Annotated in this window: 18 protein-coding genes and 1 riboswitch; of the genes, 4 read left to right on the top strand and 14 right to left on the bottom strand. The window is 70.1% G+C overall.

What is annotated here, in order from left to right; translation table 11 throughout:
* Window positions 1–24: 24 nt before the first annotated feature.
* Window positions 25–1263 carry a glycosyltransferase 87 family protein gene (locus ACZ7EG_RS23110; protein WP_471081973.1) on the top strand — a complete coding sequence of 413 codons (1239 nt, stop codon included), beginning with the start codon at window positions 25–27 and terminating at the stop codon, window positions 1261–1263.
* 73 nt (window positions 1264–1336) lie between these two features.
* Here ACZ7EG_RS23110 and ACZ7EG_RS23105 read toward each other — a convergent pair whose 3' ends face one another.
* The 5 genes from ACZ7EG_RS23105 to ACZ7EG_RS23085 form a co-directional block, all read right to left on the bottom strand.
* Window positions 1337–2494, bottom strand: a complete 1158-nt coding sequence (locus ACZ7EG_RS23105; protein WP_471083020.1) for a hypothetical protein — start codon at window positions 2492–2494, stop codon at window positions 1337–1339.
* A gap of 255 nt (window positions 2495–2749) precedes the next feature.
* Window positions 2750–3763, bottom strand: a complete 1014-nt coding sequence (locus ACZ7EG_RS23100) for a C40 family peptidase (protein WP_471081970.1) — start codon at window positions 3761–3763, stop codon at window positions 2750–2752.
* A 234-nt stretch (window positions 3764–3997) separates the two neighbouring features.
* Complete coding sequence (locus tag ACZ7EG_RS23095) at window positions 3998–5038, bottom strand: C40 family peptidase (RefSeq protein ID WP_471081967.1); 1041 nt, start codon at window positions 5036–5038, stop codon at window positions 3998–4000.
* A gap of 245 nt (window positions 5039–5283) precedes the next feature.
* Window positions 5284–6633: an NYN domain-containing protein gene (locus tag ACZ7EG_RS23090; protein WP_471081964.1), complete on the bottom strand. Its 1350-nt coding sequence runs from the start codon at window positions 6631–6633 to the stop codon at window positions 5284–5286.
* A 71-nt stretch (window positions 6634–6704) separates the two neighbouring features.
* Window positions 6705–6944 (bottom strand): hypothetical protein, encoded by a 240-nt coding sequence (locus ACZ7EG_RS23085; protein ID WP_344457229.1) that lies wholly within the window; start codon window positions 6942–6944, stop codon window positions 6705–6707.
* 159 nt (window positions 6945–7103) lie between these two features.
* Between ACZ7EG_RS23085 and ACZ7EG_RS23080 the strand changes: the two genes are divergently transcribed.
* Window positions 7104–7856, top strand: a complete 753-nt coding sequence (locus tag ACZ7EG_RS23080; protein WP_471081961.1) for a rhomboid family intramembrane serine protease — start codon at window positions 7104–7106, stop codon at window positions 7854–7856.
* Window positions 7853–8134, top strand: coding sequence for an Lrp/AsnC family transcriptional regulator (locus ACZ7EG_RS23075; RefSeq protein WP_471081958.1), 282 nt, complete (start codon window positions 7853–7855; stop codon window positions 8132–8134). Before ACZ7EG_RS23080 ends, ACZ7EG_RS23075 begins: the two co-directional genes overlap by 4 nt.
* A 52-nt stretch (window positions 8135–8186) precedes the next feature.
* Here the strand turns inward: ACZ7EG_RS23075 and ACZ7EG_RS23070 are convergent, their stop codons facing one another.
* From ACZ7EG_RS23070 to ctaE, 6 genes are all read right to left on the bottom strand, one after another.
* Entirely contained in the window at window positions 8187–9554 is a 1368-nt protein-coding gene (locus tag ACZ7EG_RS23070) for an aminotransferase class V-fold PLP-dependent enzyme (RefSeq protein ID WP_471081955.1), read from the bottom strand.
* Window positions 9555–9686: 132 nt separating this feature from the next.
* Window positions 9687–9803, bottom strand: a riboswitch (SAM riboswitch).
* Between the two features lie 84 nt (window positions 9804–9887).
* Window positions 9888–10952, bottom strand: coding sequence for an anthranilate phosphoribosyltransferase (gene trpD, locus ACZ7EG_RS23065; RefSeq protein ID WP_471081952.1), 1065 nt, complete (start codon window positions 10950–10952; stop codon window positions 9888–9890).
* 136 nt (window positions 10953–11088) lie between these two features.
* Window positions 11089–12711, bottom strand: coding sequence for a cytochrome bc1 complex cytochrome b subunit (gene qcrB, locus ACZ7EG_RS23060; RefSeq protein WP_471081949.1), 1623 nt, complete (start codon window positions 12709–12711; stop codon window positions 11089–11091).
* Window positions 12708–13781, bottom strand: a complete 1074-nt coding sequence (qcrA, locus tag ACZ7EG_RS23055; protein WP_471081946.1) for a cytochrome bc1 complex Rieske iron-sulfur subunit — start codon at window positions 13779–13781, stop codon at window positions 12708–12710. Before qcrA ends, qcrB begins: the two co-directional genes overlap by 4 nt.
* Window positions 13778–14590 (bottom strand): cytochrome bc1 complex diheme cytochrome c subunit, encoded by an 813-nt coding sequence (gene qcrC / locus ACZ7EG_RS23050; protein WP_471081943.1) that lies wholly within the window; start codon window positions 14588–14590, stop codon window positions 13778–13780. The genes qcrA and qcrC overlap by 4 nt, the downstream gene beginning before the upstream one ends.
* 81 nt (window positions 14591–14671) lie before the next feature.
* Window positions 14672–15292, bottom strand: a complete 621-nt coding sequence (gene ctaE / locus ACZ7EG_RS23045; RefSeq protein WP_033312739.1) for an aa3-type cytochrome oxidase subunit III — start codon at window positions 15290–15292, stop codon at window positions 14672–14674.
* Between the two features lie 145 nt (window positions 15293–15437).
* On the opposite strand from ctaE, the gene ACZ7EG_RS23040 reads away from it, so the two are divergent.
* Window positions 15438–15839: a response regulator gene (locus ACZ7EG_RS23040; RefSeq protein ID WP_471081940.1), complete on the top strand. Its 402-nt coding sequence runs from the start codon at window positions 15438–15440 to the stop codon at window positions 15837–15839.
* 119 nt (window positions 15840–15958) lie between these two features.
* Here ACZ7EG_RS23040 and ACZ7EG_RS23035 read toward each other — a convergent pair whose 3' ends face one another.
* From ACZ7EG_RS23035 to ACZ7EG_RS23025, 3 genes are all read right to left on the bottom strand, one after another.
* The gene (locus tag ACZ7EG_RS23035) at window positions 15959–17212 is read right to left on the bottom strand and encodes a L,D-transpeptidase (protein WP_471081937.1); all 1254 of its coding nucleotides are present in this window, start codon (window positions 17210–17212) and stop codon (window positions 15959–15961) included.
* A gap of 131 nt (window positions 17213–17343) precedes the next feature.
* Window positions 17344–17742, bottom strand: a complete 399-nt coding sequence (locus ACZ7EG_RS23030) for a cytochrome c oxidase subunit 4 (protein WP_351641970.1) — start codon at window positions 17740–17742, stop codon at window positions 17344–17346.
* Window positions 17739–18682 (bottom strand): cytochrome c oxidase subunit I (locus ACZ7EG_RS23025; protein ID WP_471081934.1); only part of this gene is annotated, 944 nt, incomplete at its 5' end. The genes ACZ7EG_RS23025 and ACZ7EG_RS23030, both read right to left, overlap by 4 nt.

The raw sequence follows: 18682 nt of genomic DNA, 5'->3' as shown, positions 1-18682 counted from the left end.
GGCACGCGAACGGGCAGGGATCACGTGAAGACGACGGGCACGAGGCGGTCCCTGGCATGGTTGCCGGTGGTCTGGTGTCTCACGAGGCTGTTGCTGCTGCTGTTCGTCCTGAAGGTGTACGTCTTCCCCGGCCCGGACGTCACGAGCGACGTCCACGTGATCTACCAGGGCTGGTACCGCGTCCTGAGCACCGGGACCTTCCCGCTGGCCGACGTCACCTGGCAGTACCCGCCCGCCGCCGCGCTGGCGATCCTCTCCCCCGGCCTGCTGCCCTTCTGGGACTACGCGACGGCCTTCTTCGTCCTGGTCTGCGTCACCGACCTGGCCGTGCTGGCCCTCATGGCGTACGCGGGACGCCGCCCGGGCCGGTCGCTGCGCGGCGCCTGGGTGTGGGTGATCGGCGTACCGCTGCTCGGGCCGACGGTGTACGCCCGCTACGACGTGATGGTCACGGCGGTGGCCATGGCCGCGCTGCTCGCGGGCGCCCGGCACCCGAGGGCCATGGGCGCCCTGGCCGCCTTCGGCGCGCTGCTGAAGGTCTGGCCGGCGATGCTGCTCCTGGCCGCCCGCCGCCGCAGCGCCTGGGTGTCGGCCCTGCTGACCGGCATCGCGGTGACGGCCGGGTTCGCGCTGGCCATGCCGGGCGCGTTCGCCTTCCTGACGTTCCAGCGCGACCGGGGCACCGAGGTGGAGTCGCTGGGCGCCCTGGTCTTCCATGTCGCCCGGCACTTCGGCTGGCAGGGCGAGGTGAAGCTGAACTACGGCTCGATCGAGTTCATCGGGCCGTATGTGAGCGAGGTGAGCACGGGCGCGCTGTTCCTGACGGGGGCGGCCTTCGGCTGGCTGGTGCTGTGGCGGCTGCTGGCCCGGCGCTTCGAGGAGCACACGCTCGCCGACGCGGCCTTCGTGGCGGTGCTGATGTTCACCACCACCAGCCGGGTGATCAGCCCCCAGTACATGGTGTGGCTGGTGGGCCTCGCGGCGGTGTGCCTGTACTTCCCCGGCAGCCGGATGCGGCTGCCGGTCGCCCTGGTGCTGGTCGCGTGCTTCGTGACGGTGCTGGAGTTCCCGTTCTACTTCGCCAATGTCGTCGCCAGCGACGGCCTCGGCCTCACCCTGCTGTTCCTGCGCAACGGCCTTCTGGTGGCCGCCGCGCTGATCGCGGCCCGAGCCCTGTGGCGGGCGACCGTACCGCCCGTCACCCCGCCCGCCCCCGTACCCCCTCAGCCGGCCCGGACGGACGAGACCCCCGTCTCCTGGTGAACCGCGACCCGCCGGAACAGCAGCCCCACCAGGGCACACTGCACAGCCGCCGCGAACGCCGGCGCCAGGCGTGTCAGCCCAGCTGGTCCCGCAGATATGCCCGCCAGTCCTCCGTGAAGGCATCAGGAGTGGTCCCCAGGACCTTCCGCATCGCGTCCTCCACCGCCCCGGCCCGCTGCCGGTGTTCCCCGACGGCCCGGTAGAACGCGCCGAGCCGGACCTCGCCCCAGCGGTCGGCGATCAGCCGGCAGGCCGTCCAGCCGCTCTCGTAGGAGCGGGCCAGGCGGCTCGCGTCGCCGGTGAAGCCGAAGTCCTCGTCGTCGGGGAGTGCGGTGGGGAGCCGGTCCTCGCGGACGGCCCGGGACAGTTCCGGCGCGGCCTCGGCGGGGGTACGGCCGGCGGCGCGGTAGCCGACCCAGTCGGCGTACCCCTCGGACAGCCACAGCGGCGTTGCGGCCGTGGTCCGGGCGCGGGTGGCGACATGGGTGGTCTCGTGGGTGATGACGACCTGCTCGCCGAGACCGCCGAGGAGCGCGAACGCGTCCGGGTTGACGATGATCCGGTCCGCCGGCGCCCGCGCCGGTGCACCCGTCTCGCCGGTGGTGACCGCCGCGATCCCGCGGTAGGAGGAGGCCGGTGAGCCGAGCAGCCCCGCCATCCCCTCCACCGACTTCGGCACGAGCACGACGACCCGCCGGCCCCAGTCCGTGCCCCACGTCTCCGACACGGCCGGTACGGCGCGGTCGGCCAGGTCCGCGAAGTCCCGCAGCGCCTGCCCGGACTGCCCGACGCCCAGCACGAGACTGTGCCGTCCCCGGACCAGTTGCACGGCCCCCTGGTCCCACAGCTGCTGTGCGGCCTTCCTCGCCGGCCGGTCGGTGTCGACGGACCACCGCCCGTCCGCGTCCCGGCCCAGCCGGAGGGTCCGCCCCGCGGTCACCGGCGCCCGGTCGTACCCGGCGACGCGGTAGCGCAGTTCGGCCTCGGCGGTGGCCGTGTCGCCGGTGCGGCGCACCGCGGTCACCCGGTACGACCACGCGGCCACGGGCACCGCACGCAGCTTGGCGAAGTCCGTCCCTCTGCCCGTCCGTTCATAGGCCCGCTCGTCGCGGTCCAGGACGGCGGCGGCCCGCCGGTCCAGGAGGCGCTGGACGTCGGCCGTGGCACTGTCGGCCGTGGACCGCCCGCCGCACCCGGCCAGGGCGACGAGCAGCACGACGAGCACCACCAGCGCGGACCCGGTGCCGCGGCAGGCATCGTTCGCCCCGCGGCGACGCCCGGCACGCTTCCCCGAGCTCTTCGAGCAGGGGGCACCCTCACTCTCCGCACCGGACGAAAGCCCAAGTACACCCGGTACGAGGGCTTCCGGCCGGCACGCCGAGAGCACGCGCCGGACGCCGCTCCTCGACGGGCGGACCTTGCCTGCCGCAGCACCAGACCTTCGACCAGCCACGTCCCCGATCGTACGGGCGCCGGGCCGCGCCGGTCAGACCCTCGTGACCGAGGAGACGGGCATCATCCCGACCGGGTCGTAGCGCACGGGCGCGCCGGGGTAGGGCGCGTGGATGACCTGGCCGTTGCCCATGTACATCCCGACATGGCTGGCGTCGCCCCGGTAGACGACCAGGTCTCCGGGGCGCGCCTCGGACAGCGGGACCTGCCGGCCGGCGTACCGCTGGCCCTGCGAGGTGCGCGGCAGCGAGACCCCGGCCTGGGCGTACGACCACTGCATCAGGCCCGAACAGTCGAAGCCGGAGGGCCCGTTGGCGCCCCAGACGTAGGGTCTGCCGAGTGCGCTGCGGGCGGCGGCGACGGCGGCGGACCCGCGTCCCGAGGCGGCGGTGGCATCGCCGAGGTCGGGCATGCCCGCGCGGCTGGAGCGGGAGGCCCGGCCGTAGGCGTCGCGCTCGGCCTGCGGCAGCAAGTTGAGCAGTCGCCGGGCCGTGGCGAGTTTCCGCTCCACGGTCTTCTTGTGGGCGGCGACGGCCTTGCGGCTCTTCTCCAGTTCGCGGAGCTTCCCGGCGGCCTCCTCGCGGTCCTGGGCGAGTTCGCGCAAGGCGTCCTGGAGTTCCTTCAGCTCACCGGCCTGGCGGGCGGTGAGGCGGTCCAGCCGGGACGCGTGGTCGAGGTAGTCGTCCGGGTCGTCGGAGAGCAGCAGGGCGAGGGACGGGTCGATGCCGCCCGAACGGTACTGGGCGCCGGCGAGTGAACCGAGGGACTCGCGCAGGTTGTTGACGCGCTGCTGCTGCCGGGCGATGCGGTCCCGGGCGGTGCCGGCCTCCTCGCGCAGTTCGTCGGCGCGCTCGTCGGCCTCGTTGTACGCCTCGGTCGCCTTCTCGGCCTGCTCGTAGAGCCGATCCACCGTGGCCCGGGCGTCGTCGTGCGGTGCGGCGCCGGCGGGTACCGTGCCCAGGGCGGCGGCCGCGACGGACAGGATGCTGACGGCGGCACCGGCGCCCCGGTCGAACCCGGACGGTGCAAGGCGGCGATGGGACCCCACGGGAAGCCGCTCTCCTTCCGCTGGCGGACTTGGAACGCGGCAGACAGTAGCCCTGTGACAGGGGGCCGCCAACGACCATCCGGGGGTATCCAGCACTGCGCCCCGCCGCTGACGCAGGTCAATGGCGGGGCGTGGGCTCACTCGGGCCGGTCGCGATTCGCCCGAACGGCGGACACGGTGTCCTGATCTTGAGGACCCCGAGAGGAATCCGGGGGATCTCGACGAGGACCGGTATCAGACCCGGACGCCGAACATGAACGGGCCGCCGATGGTGTCCATCGACTCGTAGCGGACGACCGTGCCGGTGCGCGGGGCGTGGATGATCTGTCCGTTGCCGGCGTAGAGGCCGACGTGGTGCAGGTCGTTGAAGAAGAAGACCAGGTCGCCGACCTTGAGCTGGCTGACCGAGTAGATCTTGGTGCCGGCTCCGGTCTGTGCCTCGGAGGTGCGCGGGATCTGCACGCCGGCGGCGGCGTAGGCCCGGGAGGTGAGGCCGGAGCAGTCGTAGGAGCTCATGCCGGTGGCGCCGTAGACGTAGGGCTTGCCGAGCTGGCTCTGGGCGAAGGCGAAGGCGGCGGCGGCACGGCCCGAGCTGGGCGGGGCGTCGGCCGTGAGGGCGTCGCGCTCGCTGGCCCGGCTGGCGCGGCTCTGCTCGGCGGCGAGTTCGGCCTTCTCGGCGGCGGTGAGGCTGTTGAGCAGCTTCTGCGCGGAGGAGAGCTTGCCCTGGACTTCCTTCTTCTTCTTGCCCAGTTCGGTCCGGGTGGAGGCGAGGTCCTTGAGCTTCTCGGAGGCCTCGGCGCGTTCCTGGGCGAGTTCGCGCTGCTTCTCCTGGACCTTCTTCAGCGCCTCGACCTGCTGGCTGCTCAACTGGTCGAGCGTGGAGGCCTTGTCGAGGTAGTCCTCGGGGTTGGCGGAGAGGAACAGCTGGACCGAGGGGTCGATGGAGCCGGTGCGGTACTGCGAGGCGGCGGCGAGACCCAGGCTGTCGCGAAGCTCGTTGAGCTCCTCCTGGCCGCGGGCCACGTTGTCCTGGATGGTGGAGATCTCCTTCTGGAGCTTCTCCTGCTTCTCCTTGGCCCCGTTGTACTTCTCGGTGGCCTGCTCGGCCTCTTCGTAGAGCTTGTCGACCTTGGCCTTGACCTCGTCCTTGCTCGGCTTCTCACTGGGGGCCGCGTTGGCGGCCTGCGAGCTGAAGGCGACGGCAGCGGCGGCGGCTGTGGTCAGCACGGTCACACGTGCGCGGCTCGGCTGCTTCGGACGACGGTGGGACGCCACGGGTGAAAAGCTCCTTCTGGCCCCTCCGCCGTCTCTCCCGATGAGTGATCACCCGAGCGGAGGTTGGGCCTGACCCTAGTGACCTTCCTGTGATCAGTTCAAATCCTCAGATGAAAAATTGCGTCACGGTAGGCCAACTTTTCCCCTGGACTCACAGGCGGTGAGACCCACTTGACTCACCGTGGCTCACAGGCCTCACCAATCCGGGCATCACGCCCGGAAGTTACACAGCGGGCGTACGCCCCTTAGGCGCGCGAAAGGCGCTTGAGCAGCATGGCCGAGGCCACCGGGCGGGCGCCGGCCCGGGCCACGCCGTCGGCGACCTCGCGGTCGGTGGACGCCACGATGACCGGACGCCCCGGCGGTTCGGCGCGCACCAGCTGGCGGATCAGCTCGTCGGCGGTGACGCCCGGCTTCGAGAACAGCACGCGTACGCCGCGCGGCGGGGCCAGCAGCACCGGTGCGGCGAGCTCGGCGCCGTCGAAGACACAGGTCACCTCGGCGCCGCTCTGCGCGGCAAGTTGGGAGAGCTGCCCGAGCAGCCTCAGGCGCTGCTTCTCCAGCGGCATCTGCGGATAGCCGGTCTTGGTGACGTTGTAGCCGTCGACGACCAGATGGGCCTGCGGCAGCGCCAGCAGCTGGTCGAGGACCTGCGGGTCGTTCTCGGAGAGCGCGCGGGCGGCGATGTCCTTCGGGCTCATCCGGCCCGGCTCGACGGCGTCCACGGTCTCGGCGGGCCGCACCGACACCGGCGGCAGTGCCAGTTCACGTCTCAGGCCCTGGGTCGCGTCGAGGAGGGTGTCCAGCAGCAGCCGTACCCGCATGTCCTCGACGCTGCGGCCCTCGCGGGCCGCCCGCCGCGCGGCCTCCAGGGCGGCTTCGGTCTCCCCCAGCCGGGCCTTGAGCCGCCGGGTCTCGCTCTCGGCGGCGGACACCTGGGCCTGCCCCTCGGCACGGACGGCGTCGATCTCGCCGTGCGCCTTGCGCAGGGCGGCCTCGCCGCGCTTGACGTCACTGAGGGCGGCGCGCAGCTTGCGGTGCAGCACCTCGGTTTCCCTTTTGGCCGATTCCAGCTCCGTGCGCAGCCGCTCGGTCTCGGCCCGGGTGGTGTCACGGGCCCGGTCGAGCTCGGCGCGCAGCCGCTCCAGTTCGGCCCGGCTCTCCTCGTCGGCGCGTTCGGCGTCGGCCCGCTGGGCCTCCTCACCGGCGGCGGCCACCAGCTTCACCCAGCCGGGTGGCCGCAGTACGTAGGCCGCGGCCGCCACGTCGAGCGGGTCCGCGGCCGGGGGCGGGGAGCCTGAGTCGAGGGCGCCGGCCAGCTCCGGCTGCGCCTCTCTGAGCTTCTCCCCGATGCGCTGCCGGAACAGCGGATCCGTCTCCAGGGCGGCCGCCATCGCGTTGCCGGCGAACTTCGCCCGCCGGTTCGGCGCGAACCGGGCGTACTGCCTGAGCTGCGCGGGCAGCTCGCCGACCGTCAGCGAGCCGAAACCGTCGGAGACGATCTGCACCACTCTGCGGCGCACGCCGTCGGGCAGCGGACGGTCGAGCACCTCGGCGGCGCCGTCGCCCGGCCCCCCGCCCGTGGTCTCCACCATCCGTCACACCCCAATGCTGTGCGGGGCCCTCCCCCACTCTCGACTTCGCTCGAGCGCGGGGACCCCCATCGTCAGGAGCCGGAGCCCGGCCTGTCCACGAGTTCCACCTGGTCCACCGCGTTACACCAGCGGCAGCGCACCGACTCGATGGTCTCACTGAGCACCTCGCGCTCCTCGACCTTCGGCTCTCCGGCCAGGTCGAGGTGCACGTACTCGACGACCTTCGACGAGCGGGTCACGTCGAACCTCGTGAGGTTGCCGCAGAGGGTGCAGCGCCACCGCGTCTCGGCGGTCGGCAGGGGAACCGTCATCGTGACCTGTTCTCTTTCCTTCTAGTGTCCGTGACGCGACCGGCATCCCCGGTGCGTGTGGCTCGTAACCCTACGGCCTGGCGGGTCCTCGCCGCCCGTGCGTCCACGGCGGCGAGGCGGTCTGTGCGGTTGCGTCCGGTTACGTCATGCTCTGTGTTCATGATCAGCAAGTGGAGCGCGTCGATCATCCGGGCCGGCCGATCGGTCCGGGGCTCCTCGGCGCCGGTGACGTACGCACTGATCGCCCTGTGCTGCCTGGTCTTCCTGGCCGGGCCCGCCTCGGGACTCAATCCGGCGTACGGCACCGGCGACGAGGTGCTCGCCGTGCAGCGGGCCTACTTCCGGCACTGGGGAGTGATCCCCGCAGAACTGTTCGACGGGTCCGCCGGGTCGGCCCTCACCCCCGCGACGGCCCTCTTCGTCCACGGCAGCTGGGTCCACCTGCTCGGCAACATGCTCTTCCTCTACGTCTTCGGGGCGATGACCGAGGAGCGGATGGGCCGGGTGCAGTTCATCCTGTTCTACGTCGGCTGCGGCTACCTGGCCCTGCTGGGCTACGCCGTCGTCAACGCGGACTCCGAGCAGTCCCTGGTCGGTGCCTCGGGGGCGATCTCGGCGGTCCTCGGTGCATTCCTGTACCTGTTCCCCCGGGCCCGGGTGACCAGTCTCCTGCCGTTTCTGTTCTTCCTGCCGGTGCGCTTCCCGGCATGGGTCGTCCTGCCGTTCTGGGCGGCGTTGCAGTGGCTGGCGGCCGGGCGGGCCTCGGACGGGCCGGGGGTGGCCTACCTCGCCCACCTGATCGGATTCGGGCTGGGCTTCGGCTACGCGTCGGTCCGCTACGGCCGCCCCACCGGCCCCACTAGAGTGAAGGCCGCCCCTGCTCCGGCCCCCGAGGGAGAGAACCAGCCGTGATCACCGCGATCGTCCTCATCAAGACCAGCGTGGACCGGATCCCCGAGATCGCCGAGTCGATCGCGGCGCTCGACAGCGTCAGCGAGGTCTTCTCCGTCACCGGCACCTACGACCTGATCGCGATGGTCCGGGTGAAGGAGCACGAGGAGCTGGCGGAGGTCATCCCGGGCCGGATCAGCAAGATCCCCGGCGTGGAGGGAACCGACACGCACGTGGCGTTCCGCACGTACTCGCAGCACGACCTGGAGGCGGCGTTCTCGATCGGGCTGGACAACTAGCCCCCGTCCCGGCAGCCGCCGCCCCCGGCGCCACCGCCCGGCGACGACCGGCTCAGGCGGAGGTGTCCGGCACGCAGCGGCCGTCCTGCGTGCGGTAGTTCCACTTCGCCCCGTCCGTCACGAGCTCCTTCACCGCCCGCACGAACCGCTCCACGTGCTCGTCCGGCGTGCCGGCGCCGAAGCTGACCCGGATGGCGTTGAGCGACTTCTCCCCGGGCTCGGCCTCGGGCGACCCGCACTCGCCCTGTGCCTGCGGGTCGCTGCCGAGCAGCGTGCGCAGCAGCGGGTGGGCGCAGAACAGTCCGTCCCGTACGCCGATGCCGTACTCGGCGGACAGGGCGGCGGCGAAGTGGGAGCTGTTCCAGCCCTCGACGACGAAGGAGAGCACGCCGACGCGCGGCGCGTCGTCCCCGAAGAGGGACAGGAACCGCACCTGGGGGACGTCGGCGAGAGAGTCGCGCACCGTGCGGACCAGGTGCTGCTCACGGGCGACGAGGGTGTCGAAGCCCGCCTCGCTCAGCGCCTTGCAGGCCGAGGCGACGGCGTAGGCGCCGATGACGTTGGGCGAGCCGGCCTCGTGGCGGGCGGCGCTGTCGTGCCACTCCACGTCCACTCCCCCGTCCTCGCGCCGGCTGACCTTGCGGCTGGCGCCGCCGCCCGCGAGGTACGGCTCGGCCGCGCGCAGCCAGTCGGCCCGCCCGGCCAGGACGCCCGAGCCGAAGGGCGCGTACAGCTTGTGCCCGGAGAAGGCGACCCAGTCGACCTCGAGGTCCGCGACGGACACGGGGTGGTGGGGGGCCAGCTGGGCGGCGTCCAGCACGATCCGCGCGCCGTGGGCGTGCGCGGCGGCCGCGAGCTCCCGCACGGGCCACAGCTCGCCGGTGACGTTGGAGGCGCCGGTGACGCACACCAGGGCCGGCCCGTAAGGGTCGCGGTCGGCGAGGGCGCGTTCCAGGGTCTCGACGGCCTGCCGGGGGGTGCGCGGGGCGTCGAGGCAGGTGACCCGGGCGTCCCGCCAGGGCAGCAGGGAGGCGTGGTGCTCGGTCTCGAAGACGAAGACCTGGCAGTCGGCGGGGAGCGCGGCGGCGAGGAGGTTGAGGGAGTCGGTGGTGGACCGGGTGAACACGACCTGGTCGTCCTCGCGGCAGCCGAGGAACTCGGCCACGGTGCGGCGGGCGTTCTCGAACAGGTCGGTCGACAGCTGGGACAGGTACCCGGCACCGCGGTGCACGCTGCCGTAGTACGGCACGTAGGCGGCGACGTCGTCCCAGACCCGCTGGAGCGCCGGGGCGCTGGCGGCGTAGTCGAGCGCGGCGTAGGTGACCTCACCACCGGTCACGAGCGGAACGGTGATATCCCGGCCCAGAACGGGCAGCGGGGCACAAACGGACTGCGCGGCGGCAACGGCGGAGACAGACATGACGGAACTCCCGTGAAGGCAGGTGGAATCCGCCCGCGAGCGCGTACGGCTCAAGCGGGGGTGAAAGAAGAGGGGATGCGGAGGCGGGGCTCTGCGGCCCTATCGCATTCGCTGGTTCACGGAAGACTCCTCGTCACGTGCTTGCCGTAGACCTCGCTGCCTACGGCCCGGTCTTCACCCGGGGCACCCCGCCACGGACGGAGGGTTGCCGGACAGTCGGCCGGGGCCTCATGACTGTCACTCATGACCTGGTCAAGAACGTACGGGAAAAGATCGGCGCCCCGCAACCCGAGTCCGGATCGCGGGACGCCGGTCCTTTCGCACACGGGACCGCTACGCGTTGCTCGCGGCCACCCAGCGCTCCAGCGTGCGCTTGGCCGCCCCCGAGTCGATCGACTCGGCCGCCTTCGCCATCTTGGCCCGGATCTGCTCGGCCAGGGGCGCCTCCGTCGGCTCCAAGGCCACCAGCGCCGCCGCCGAGTTCAGCACCACCGCGTCCCGCACCGGCCCGGTCTCGCCGTCCAGCAGCCGCCGGGCGACCTCGGCGTTGTAGGAGGCGTCCGCGCCGCGCAGCGCCTCCACGGGGACCAGTTCGAGGCCCACGTCACGCGGGTCGAAGGCCTCCTCGGTCACTTCGCCGTCCCGGACGGTCCACACCCGGGACGTGGCCGTGGTGGTCAGCTCGTCGAGGCCGTCGTCGCCCCGGAAGACCAGGGAGGAGTTGCCGCGCTCGGCGAAGACGCCCGCGACGATCGGCGCCATGCGCGGGTCCGCCACACCGACCGCCTGGGCGCGGACCCGGGCCGGGTTGGTGAGCGGGCCGAGGGCGTTGAACACCGTGCGGATGCCCAACTGGCCGCGGGCCGCGCCCGCGTGGCGCAGCGCCGGGTGGAACTTCACCGCGAAGCAGAAGGTGATCCCCGCCTCCTCGGCGACCTCCGCGACCCGGTGCAGCGGCAGCTCCAGGTTGACCCCGAGCTTCTCCAGTACGTCGGAGGCCCCGGACGCCGAGGACGCGGCCCGGTTGCCGTGCTTGACGACCTTCGCGCCGGTGCCGGCGACGACGATCGAGGACATCGTGGAGATGTTGACCGTCTTCGCGCCGTCACCGCCGGTGCCGACGATGTCGACCGTCGCCCCGGGCACCTCGATCACGTTGGCGTGCGCGTACATCGTGCGGACGAGGCCGTTGATCTCCTCGACGGTCTCGCCCTTGGCGCGCAGCGCTACGACGAACCCGGCGATCTGCGCCTCGGTCGCCTCGCCGCGCATGATCCGGTCCATCGCCCAGGCGGTGTCGTCGGCGCTCAGGTGCCTGCCGTCCAGCAGGCCGTTCAGCAGCCGGGGCCAGGAGCGGCCCGCCGCGGTGTCGCCTCCAGCGGGGGTCACAGCGCTCATAAGCCGCTCCAGGGTCGGCCGTCCCGCACAGCGGGACGGGAATCTCAACAGGGTCCACCCTATCCAGCCGGGGACACCGCGAAGGGCCCCGTCCGAACACCGGACGGGGCCCTTCTGTGGCGTGGCGAAGCAGTGATCAGTGGTGGCCGTGGCCGCTCGTGATCTCCCGGTACTCCTCGGCGGTGGGCTTCGGGATCTGGGCGCCCTCGCCGTAGTAGGCGTCGCTGAGCTTGGCGCGCAGCTTCTCGGAGCCCTTCACCTTGCGCTCGACACCGTTCTCGTCGACCGTCGGGCCGATCTCGGCCGGCTGGTACTGCTCGTGCGCCGTGAGCGTGTACATCTGCTCCTGGCTGAGCGGCTCGTGCACCTCGATGAACTCACCGTGCGGCAGGCGCTTGATGATGCCCGACTCGCGGCCGTGCAGCACCTTCTCCTTGTCCCGGCGCTGCAGGCCGAGGCAGATGCGCTTGGTGACGACGAAGGCGATGACCGGGCCGAGGAAGAACCCGATCCGGACGAACCAGGTGACCGAGTTGATCGACAGGTGGAAGTGCGTGGCGACGATGTCGTTGCCACCGCCGATCAGCATGATGATGTAGCCGGTGACCCACGCGACACCGACACCGGTGCGGGTCGGGGCGTTGCGCGGACGGTCCAGGATGTGGTGCTCGCGCTTGTCCCCGGTGACCCACGACTCGATGAACGGGTAGAGGGCGATGATCGCGAGGAACACACCGAAGAGCACCAGCGGGATGAACACGCCCAGGACGAGGGTGTGGCCCCAGATGTTGATCTCCCAGCCCGGCATCGCACGGATCAGGCCTTCGGCGAAGCCCATGTACCAGTCGGGCTGGGCACCGGTCGACACCTGGTCGGGCCGGTACGGGCCGAGGACCCAGATCGGGTTGATCGTCGCGATCGCGGCGAGGGCCGAGATGACACCGAAGACCAGGAAGAAGAAGCCTCCGGCCTTGGCCATGTAGACCGGCAGCAGCGGCATGCCGACGACGTTCTTGTTGGTGCGGCCGGGACCCGCGAACTGGGTGTGCTTGTGGTAGAAGACCAGGATCAGGTGGCCGACCACGAGCCCGAGCATGATGCCCGGCAGCAGCAGGATGTGGATCGAGTAGAACCGGGCGACGAAGTCGGTGCCCGGGAACTCCCCGCCGAACAGGAACATCGAGATGTACGTGCCGACGATCGGCACGGACAGGATCGCGCCCTGCGTGAAGCGGACACCGGTGCCGGAGAGCAGGTCGTCCGGGAGCGAGTAGCCGGTGAAGCCGGTGAACATGCCCAGGACGAACAGCAGGAAGCCGAACAGCCAGTTGATCTCGCGCGGCTTGCGGAACGCGCCGGTGAAGAAGACGCGCATCATGTGCACGAACATGCCGGCGAGGAAGATGATCGCCGCCCAGTGGTGGATCTGCCGGATGAGCAGACCGCCGCGGACGTCGAAGCTGATGTCCAGCGTGGAGGCGAACGCCTCCGACATCAGCTGCCCCTGGAGCGGGACGTAACTGCCGTGGTACTCCACCTCGTTCATCGACGGGTGGAAGAACAGCGTCAGGTACACACCCGTGAGGATGATGATGATGAAGCTGTAGAGGCAGATCTCACCGAGCATGAAGGACCAGTGGTCCGGGAAGATCTTGCGCATGTTGGCCTTGGCCAGGGAGTAGATCCCGAGGCGGCCGTCGGCCCAGTCGGCGACCCGCTCACCCGCGGGCGCCTTGCGTCGTTCTTGTGCAGTGCTCATCCGCGCTCCCAGAAAGCAGGGCCGACGGGCTCGTCGAAGTCGCCGAGCGCCTCAAGGTAGCCCTCGTCGTTCACGCCGATGCGGAGCTGCGGCAGGGCGTGACCGGCGGGACCGAAGATCACTCGGGCACCGTCGGAGAGGTCGAAGGTGGACTGGTGGCACGGGCAGAGCACGTGGTGCGTCTGCTGCTCGTACAGGGAGATCGGGCAACCGACGTGGGTGCAGATCTTCGAGTACGCGACGATGCCCTCGTGCGACCACTCGAGCTCGCGCTTGTCCTTGATGTCCTCCGGCTGGATCCGGACGATCATCAGGGCGGCCTTGGCGATCTCGTTCTGGAACTCGTGGTCGTGCTCCTCCAGGCCCTCGGGCTTGGCGAAGGTCAGCGAACCGACCGCGACGTCGGAGGGACGCAGCGGCTCGTTGGTGTTCATGTTGACGAGCAGCTTGCCCTTGGACCACAGCGTGTGGCGGAGCTTGGTCCCGGGCAGCGGGCCGAGGTCGCGCAGCAGCACGACGCCGGAGAGCGGCACCAGCGTGAGCGCGCCGAGCATCGTGTTGCGGATCAGCTTGCGGCGGCCGAGCGCGGACTCCTTGGCGCCCTGCTTGAAGTCCGCGAAGACCTTCTCGCGGACCTCGGGCGTCGCCTCGATCGGGTGCCGCTCGTCGGCGACCTCGACGTCCGACATCAGGGTGCGGGCCCAGTGGACGGCGCCCGCGCCGATGCAGAACAGCGCGATGCCGAGCGTCATGCCCAGCGCGAAGTTCAGGGCGCTGATGTGGCCGAGCGGCCAGATGTAGACCGCCTTGTCGACCGGGATCGCCACGAACGAGGCGATGAAGGCGACGGTGGCCAGCATCGACACCGTGAACATCAGGGCGACCGAGCGCTCCGACCGCTTGGCGGCACGCTCGTCGACGTCCTGGATCCGGTGCTCGTGGGGCGGCAGGCCCGGGTCGGCGAACGGGTGCTTGTCGTCCGGGACGCTCACCGCGTCGTGCCCGTGCTCGTCATGTCCTGCGGACCGCGCGGCGGGCAGGTTCTCTTCTGGAATGTCTTGGCTACTCATGACTTCTTGGCCTTTGCGGTCCGGGCGGCGACCCACACGGCGACGGCGATCAGACCGCCGAGACCGAAGATCCAGCCGAACAGGCCCTCGCTGACCGGCCCGAGGCCACCCAGTTCGAGGCCGCCGGGGCTCTCGGTCTTTTCGCTGTTGACCGCGTCGAGGTACGCGATGATGTCCTTCTTGTTCTTCTCCGACAGCGTGGTGTCGGGGAAGGACGGCATGTTCTGCGGGCCGGTCTGCATGGCCTCGTAGATGTGCTTCGGGGAGACGCCCTCGAGGGTCGGCGCGTACTTGCCGTGCGTCAGCGCGCCGCCCTTGCCGGTGAAGTTGTGGCACTGCGCGCAGTTGGTGCGGAACAGCTCACCGCCCTTGGCGATGTCGGCACCCTCGGGGCCGTACTGCTCCTCCGTCGGGATCGACGGACCGGCGCCCAGCGAGGCGATGTACGCCGCGAGCTGGTCGATCTCGGCCTGCGAGTAGATGTTCTTCTTCTTCGGGACCTGAGGGCCCTGCGAGGTGGCGGCCGGCATGCGGCCGGTGGCCACCTGGAAGTCGACGGCCGCGGCGCCCACACCCACCAGGCTCGGCCCGTCGGAGGTGCCCTGACCGCCGGTGCCGTGGCAACTGGCGCAGCCGACCGAGTAGAGCTTCTTGCCCTCCTCGATGGTGAGGGACTGGGCGGTTTCGTCGGCCTGTGCCTTGTCCGCGGGTGCGAACACGGCGTACAGCCCCCCGGTGCATGCCAGCGCGAGGAGTAGGACGACGAGCGCCGCCAACGGGTGGCGTCGTCGTGCGGAGAGCTTTTTCACGGATTACCCCGGTGTCAGGATCTTCTGCGTCGATGCTTCTGGGATGCGCGCTTCGTCGAGCACGCGCGGATGCGGGCCCTGCTACTTGATCATGTAGATCGTGGCGAAGAGGCCGATCCAGACGACATCGACGAAGTGCCAGTAGTAGGACACGACGATCGCGGCCGTCGCCTGCTCGTGGGTGAACCTCCGGGCCGCGTAGGTCCGGCCCAGGACCAGCAGGAAGGCGATGAGACCGCCCGTCACGTGCAGGCCGTGGAAGCCGGTGGTCAGGTAGAACACCGAGCCGTACGGGTCGGAGGACAGGGACAGGCCCGCCTCCTTGACCAGCTCCGTGTACTCGAAGACCTGACCGCCGATGAAGATCGCACCCATCACGAACGTGACGATGAACCACATCCGGAGCTTCTTCACGTCACCGCGCTCGGCGGCGAAGACGCCGAGCTGGCAGGTGAGGGAGGAGAGCACCAGGATGGTGGTGTTCGTCGCCGAGAACGGGAAGTTGAGATGGGCAGCCATCTCCTTCCAGTGATCGGGACCCGTCACCGATCGCAGGGTGAAGTACATCGCGAAGAGGGCCGCGAAGAACATCAGCTCGGAACTCAGCCAGATGATCGTTCCGACGCTGGTGAGGTTCGGCCGATTGACCGACGGGTGCGCGTGCCCGGTTTCTACTGTCGTTGCTGTCGCCACGACCGACATTATGTCGGTCGCTTATCCCGCCCTCACTCCGGGGGGTGCCGTTCGGAGTGTCTTCACCGTTCGTACCGGTGTTGACGTGGTGTTCAAGGGAGTAGCATCCGGCCCAACGGGCCTGTCCTTACGACGCTGACGTCACGGAGGAACAATGCAGCCGACCGCCACGGTGCTGGTCTACAGCGACGACTCCAACACCCGCGAGCAGGTGCGGCTCGCCACGGGACGGAGGCCGGCTCCGGACGTTCCCGTGGTGGAGTTCATCGAGTGCGCGACTCCCGCAGCGGTGCTCAAGGAGCTGGACCGGGGTGGGATCGACGTCTGTGTGCTGGACGGCGAGGCCGTGCCGATGGGCGGCATGGGGGTCTGCCGGCAGATCAAGGACGAGATCTTCGACTGCCCGCCGGTGCTGCTGCTGATCGGACGGCCTCAGGACGCCTGGCTGGCGACCTGGAGCCGGGCGGAGGCGGCGGTGACCCTGCCGGTGGAGCCGGTGGAGTTCGCCTCCGCGCTGGCTTCGCTGCTGCGGGAGAAGGCGGCTTTGAACGCCTAGGGGCTCGGGGGCGCCTGCTGTCTCGCGGGTGCGGGTGGTCTGTGGCTTGTCGCGCCCGCGCGGCGGAGCCGCACATCGATACAGCCCCGCGCCCCTGAAGGACGTGCCCCTGAGGGCGTCTAGACGCTCTGCGGGCGCAGCCGGGCCCTGTCGGCCTCCGGCGGGCCGTCCGGAGTGCCGCCTATGAGGGCGCTGCCGGTGCGCCACTTCGCCCAGTCGAGGTTCCAGTCGCCGTAACCGTTGCCGAACGGGGCCATCGTGTCGCCGCCGGAGTTGACGACCTTGACGATGTCGCCCTCGCGGACGGTGTCGTAGAACCAGGCGGCGTTCTCGGTGCTCATGCCGGTGCAGCCGTGGCTGACGTTGGCGTAGCCCTGGGAGCCGACGGACCAGGGCGCGGCGTGGACGTACTCGCCGCTGTTGGTGACGCGGACGGAGTGGTGGACGATCAGGTCGTAGAAGTCCGAGGCGCCGATGCTGGCGCTGGTCATGCGGACGGTGCCCTCCTTGGCCAGGACGACCTTGACGCCGTTGCGGGTGTCGTAGCCCGGCATGCCCGTGGTGACCGGTATCTGCCGGACGATCTCGTCGTTCTTGTAGACGGTCATCTGGTGGGCGGCGGCGTCCGTGACGGCTATGAGCTTGTCCGCGGTGGTGAAGGTCAGCGGCTTGGCCTTGCCGCCCCACATCCGGTCGCCGATCTTGATGCCCTGCAGGTTGCTGCGGACCTGGACGGTGGCCTGGGCGGGCCAGTAGTCCTTCGGGCGGTAGTGGAGCTTCTTGTCGTCCACCCAGTGCCAGGCGCCGTCGGTGGAGGGCGTCGAGGAGACCTTCAGGGCGCGTTCCACGACGGCCCGCTGGGCCTTGTCCTTGACGGGCCGGCTCAGCTCGGCCGTGACGGGCTGGCCGACGCCGTAGGTGCCCGTCTTGGGTCCGAAGGTGACGTCCAGGCTCTTCTTGGTGGTGGGCTTGCCGGTGTCGAAGGTGACGACCTTGCGGCCGGGTGCGCCGTCCTCGTCCTCGGTGCTCACCCGGACCGTGTAGCTGGCGTTGGCGGCGAGCGGGGAGGTGCTGTGCCAGCGGCTGCCGTCGGCGGCGAGTTCGCCCGCCACGTAGCGTCCTGAGGCGTCGTGGGCCGTGACGTCCGTGATGCGCCCGTCGGAGTCCTCGACGACTTCCAGGGGCTTGTCCGGGTCGGCCTTCTCGCGATCCCCGTCGGGGGCGTTGAAGGAGATCTGGTCCGCCGCGTCGTAGGGGCGGGCGGCCAGCGGGTTGCCGTCGGAGCCGCAGGCCGTGGCGCCCGCGCTGAGGGCTATCAACAGCAGCGTGCAGCTGACGACGGTGCGGGGGCGGGAGATCACTGTGTGGCTCATGACCTCACGCTAGGAACCGGCGTCAACAGCGGCACGCCGAGCGACTCGTACGAGTGACACTCGTTACGGCAGAAGCAGGGGCCCGGACGCTCCTGTCGGAGTGTCCGGGCCCCTGCGGCGCTCGGCGCGTGTTACTGGGTGCGGTTCTCACCGCGGTAGTACTCGAACACCCAGCCCCAGATGCCGATCAGGATGATCGGCAGCGAGAAGTACATCAGCCACCAGCCGATGGCGACCGACAGGAAGGCGAGGGCGCCACCGATGCCCAGCGAGAGCGGCTGCCAGCTGTGCGGGCTGAAGAACCCGACCTCGCCGGCGTCGTCCGCGACGTCCGCCTCCTTGTTGTCCTGCGCACCGACGTCCACCCGCTTGGCCGTGAAGCCGAGGTAGAAGCCGATCATGATGCACAGGCCGAAGGCCAGGAAGAGGGCCGTGGTACCGGCCGGCTCCTTCGACCACACGCCATAGACCACAGCCATGGCGAGGACGAAGACGCTCAGCCACATGAACATCTTGCCCTGGATCTTCACTTGCCGGCCTCCTTGCCACCAGCGATGGCCTTCTCGCCGTGACCGGCGTTCTCGAGCTGGTCGAGAGCGGCGATCTCCGGGTGGTGCAGGTCGAACGCCGGGGATTCACTGCGAATCCGCGGCATGGTGATGAAGTTGTGCCGCGGCGGCGGGCAGGAGGTCGCCCACTCCAGGGAGCGGCCGTAGCCCCACGGGTCGTCGACGCCGACCGGCTTGCCGTACTTGGCCGTCTTCCACACGTTGTAGAAGAACGGCAGGATCGACATGCCGAGCAGGAACGAGCTGATCGTCGAGATCGTGTTGAGCGCGGTGAAGCCGTCGGCCGCCAGGTAGTCGGCGTAACGACGCGGCATGCCCTCGGCGCCCAGCCAGTGCTGGACCAGGAACGTGCCGTGGAAGCCGATGAACAGCGTCCAGAAGGTGATCTTGCCGAGACGCTCGTCCAGCATCTTGCCGGTCCACTTCGGCCACCAGAAGTGGAAGCCGGAGAACATCGCGAACACCACGGTGCCGAAGACGACGTAGTGGAAGTGGGCCACCACGAAGTACGAGTCGGAGACGTGGAAGTCCATCGGCGGCGAGGCCAGGATGACACCGGTCAGACCACCGAAGGTGAAGGTGATCAGGAAGCCGGTCGCCCAGAGCATCGGTGTCTCGAAGGACAACGAGCCCTTCCACATCGTGCCGATCCAGTTGAAGAACTTCACACCGGTCGGTACGGCGATGAGGAACGTCATGAAGGAGAAGAACGGCAGCAGGACACCGCCGGTGACGTACATGTGGTGGGCCCACACCGTCACGGACAGACCCGCGATCGCGATGGTCGCGCCGATCAGACCCGTGTAACCGAACATCGGCTTACGGGAGAAGACCGGGATGACCTCGGAGATGATGCCGAAGAACGGCAACGCGATGATGTACACCTCTGGATGGCCGAAGA

The organism is Streptomyces sp. NPDC037100 (assembly GCF_055606225.1).
This window is presented reverse-complemented; position numbering and strand designations above follow the sequence as displayed.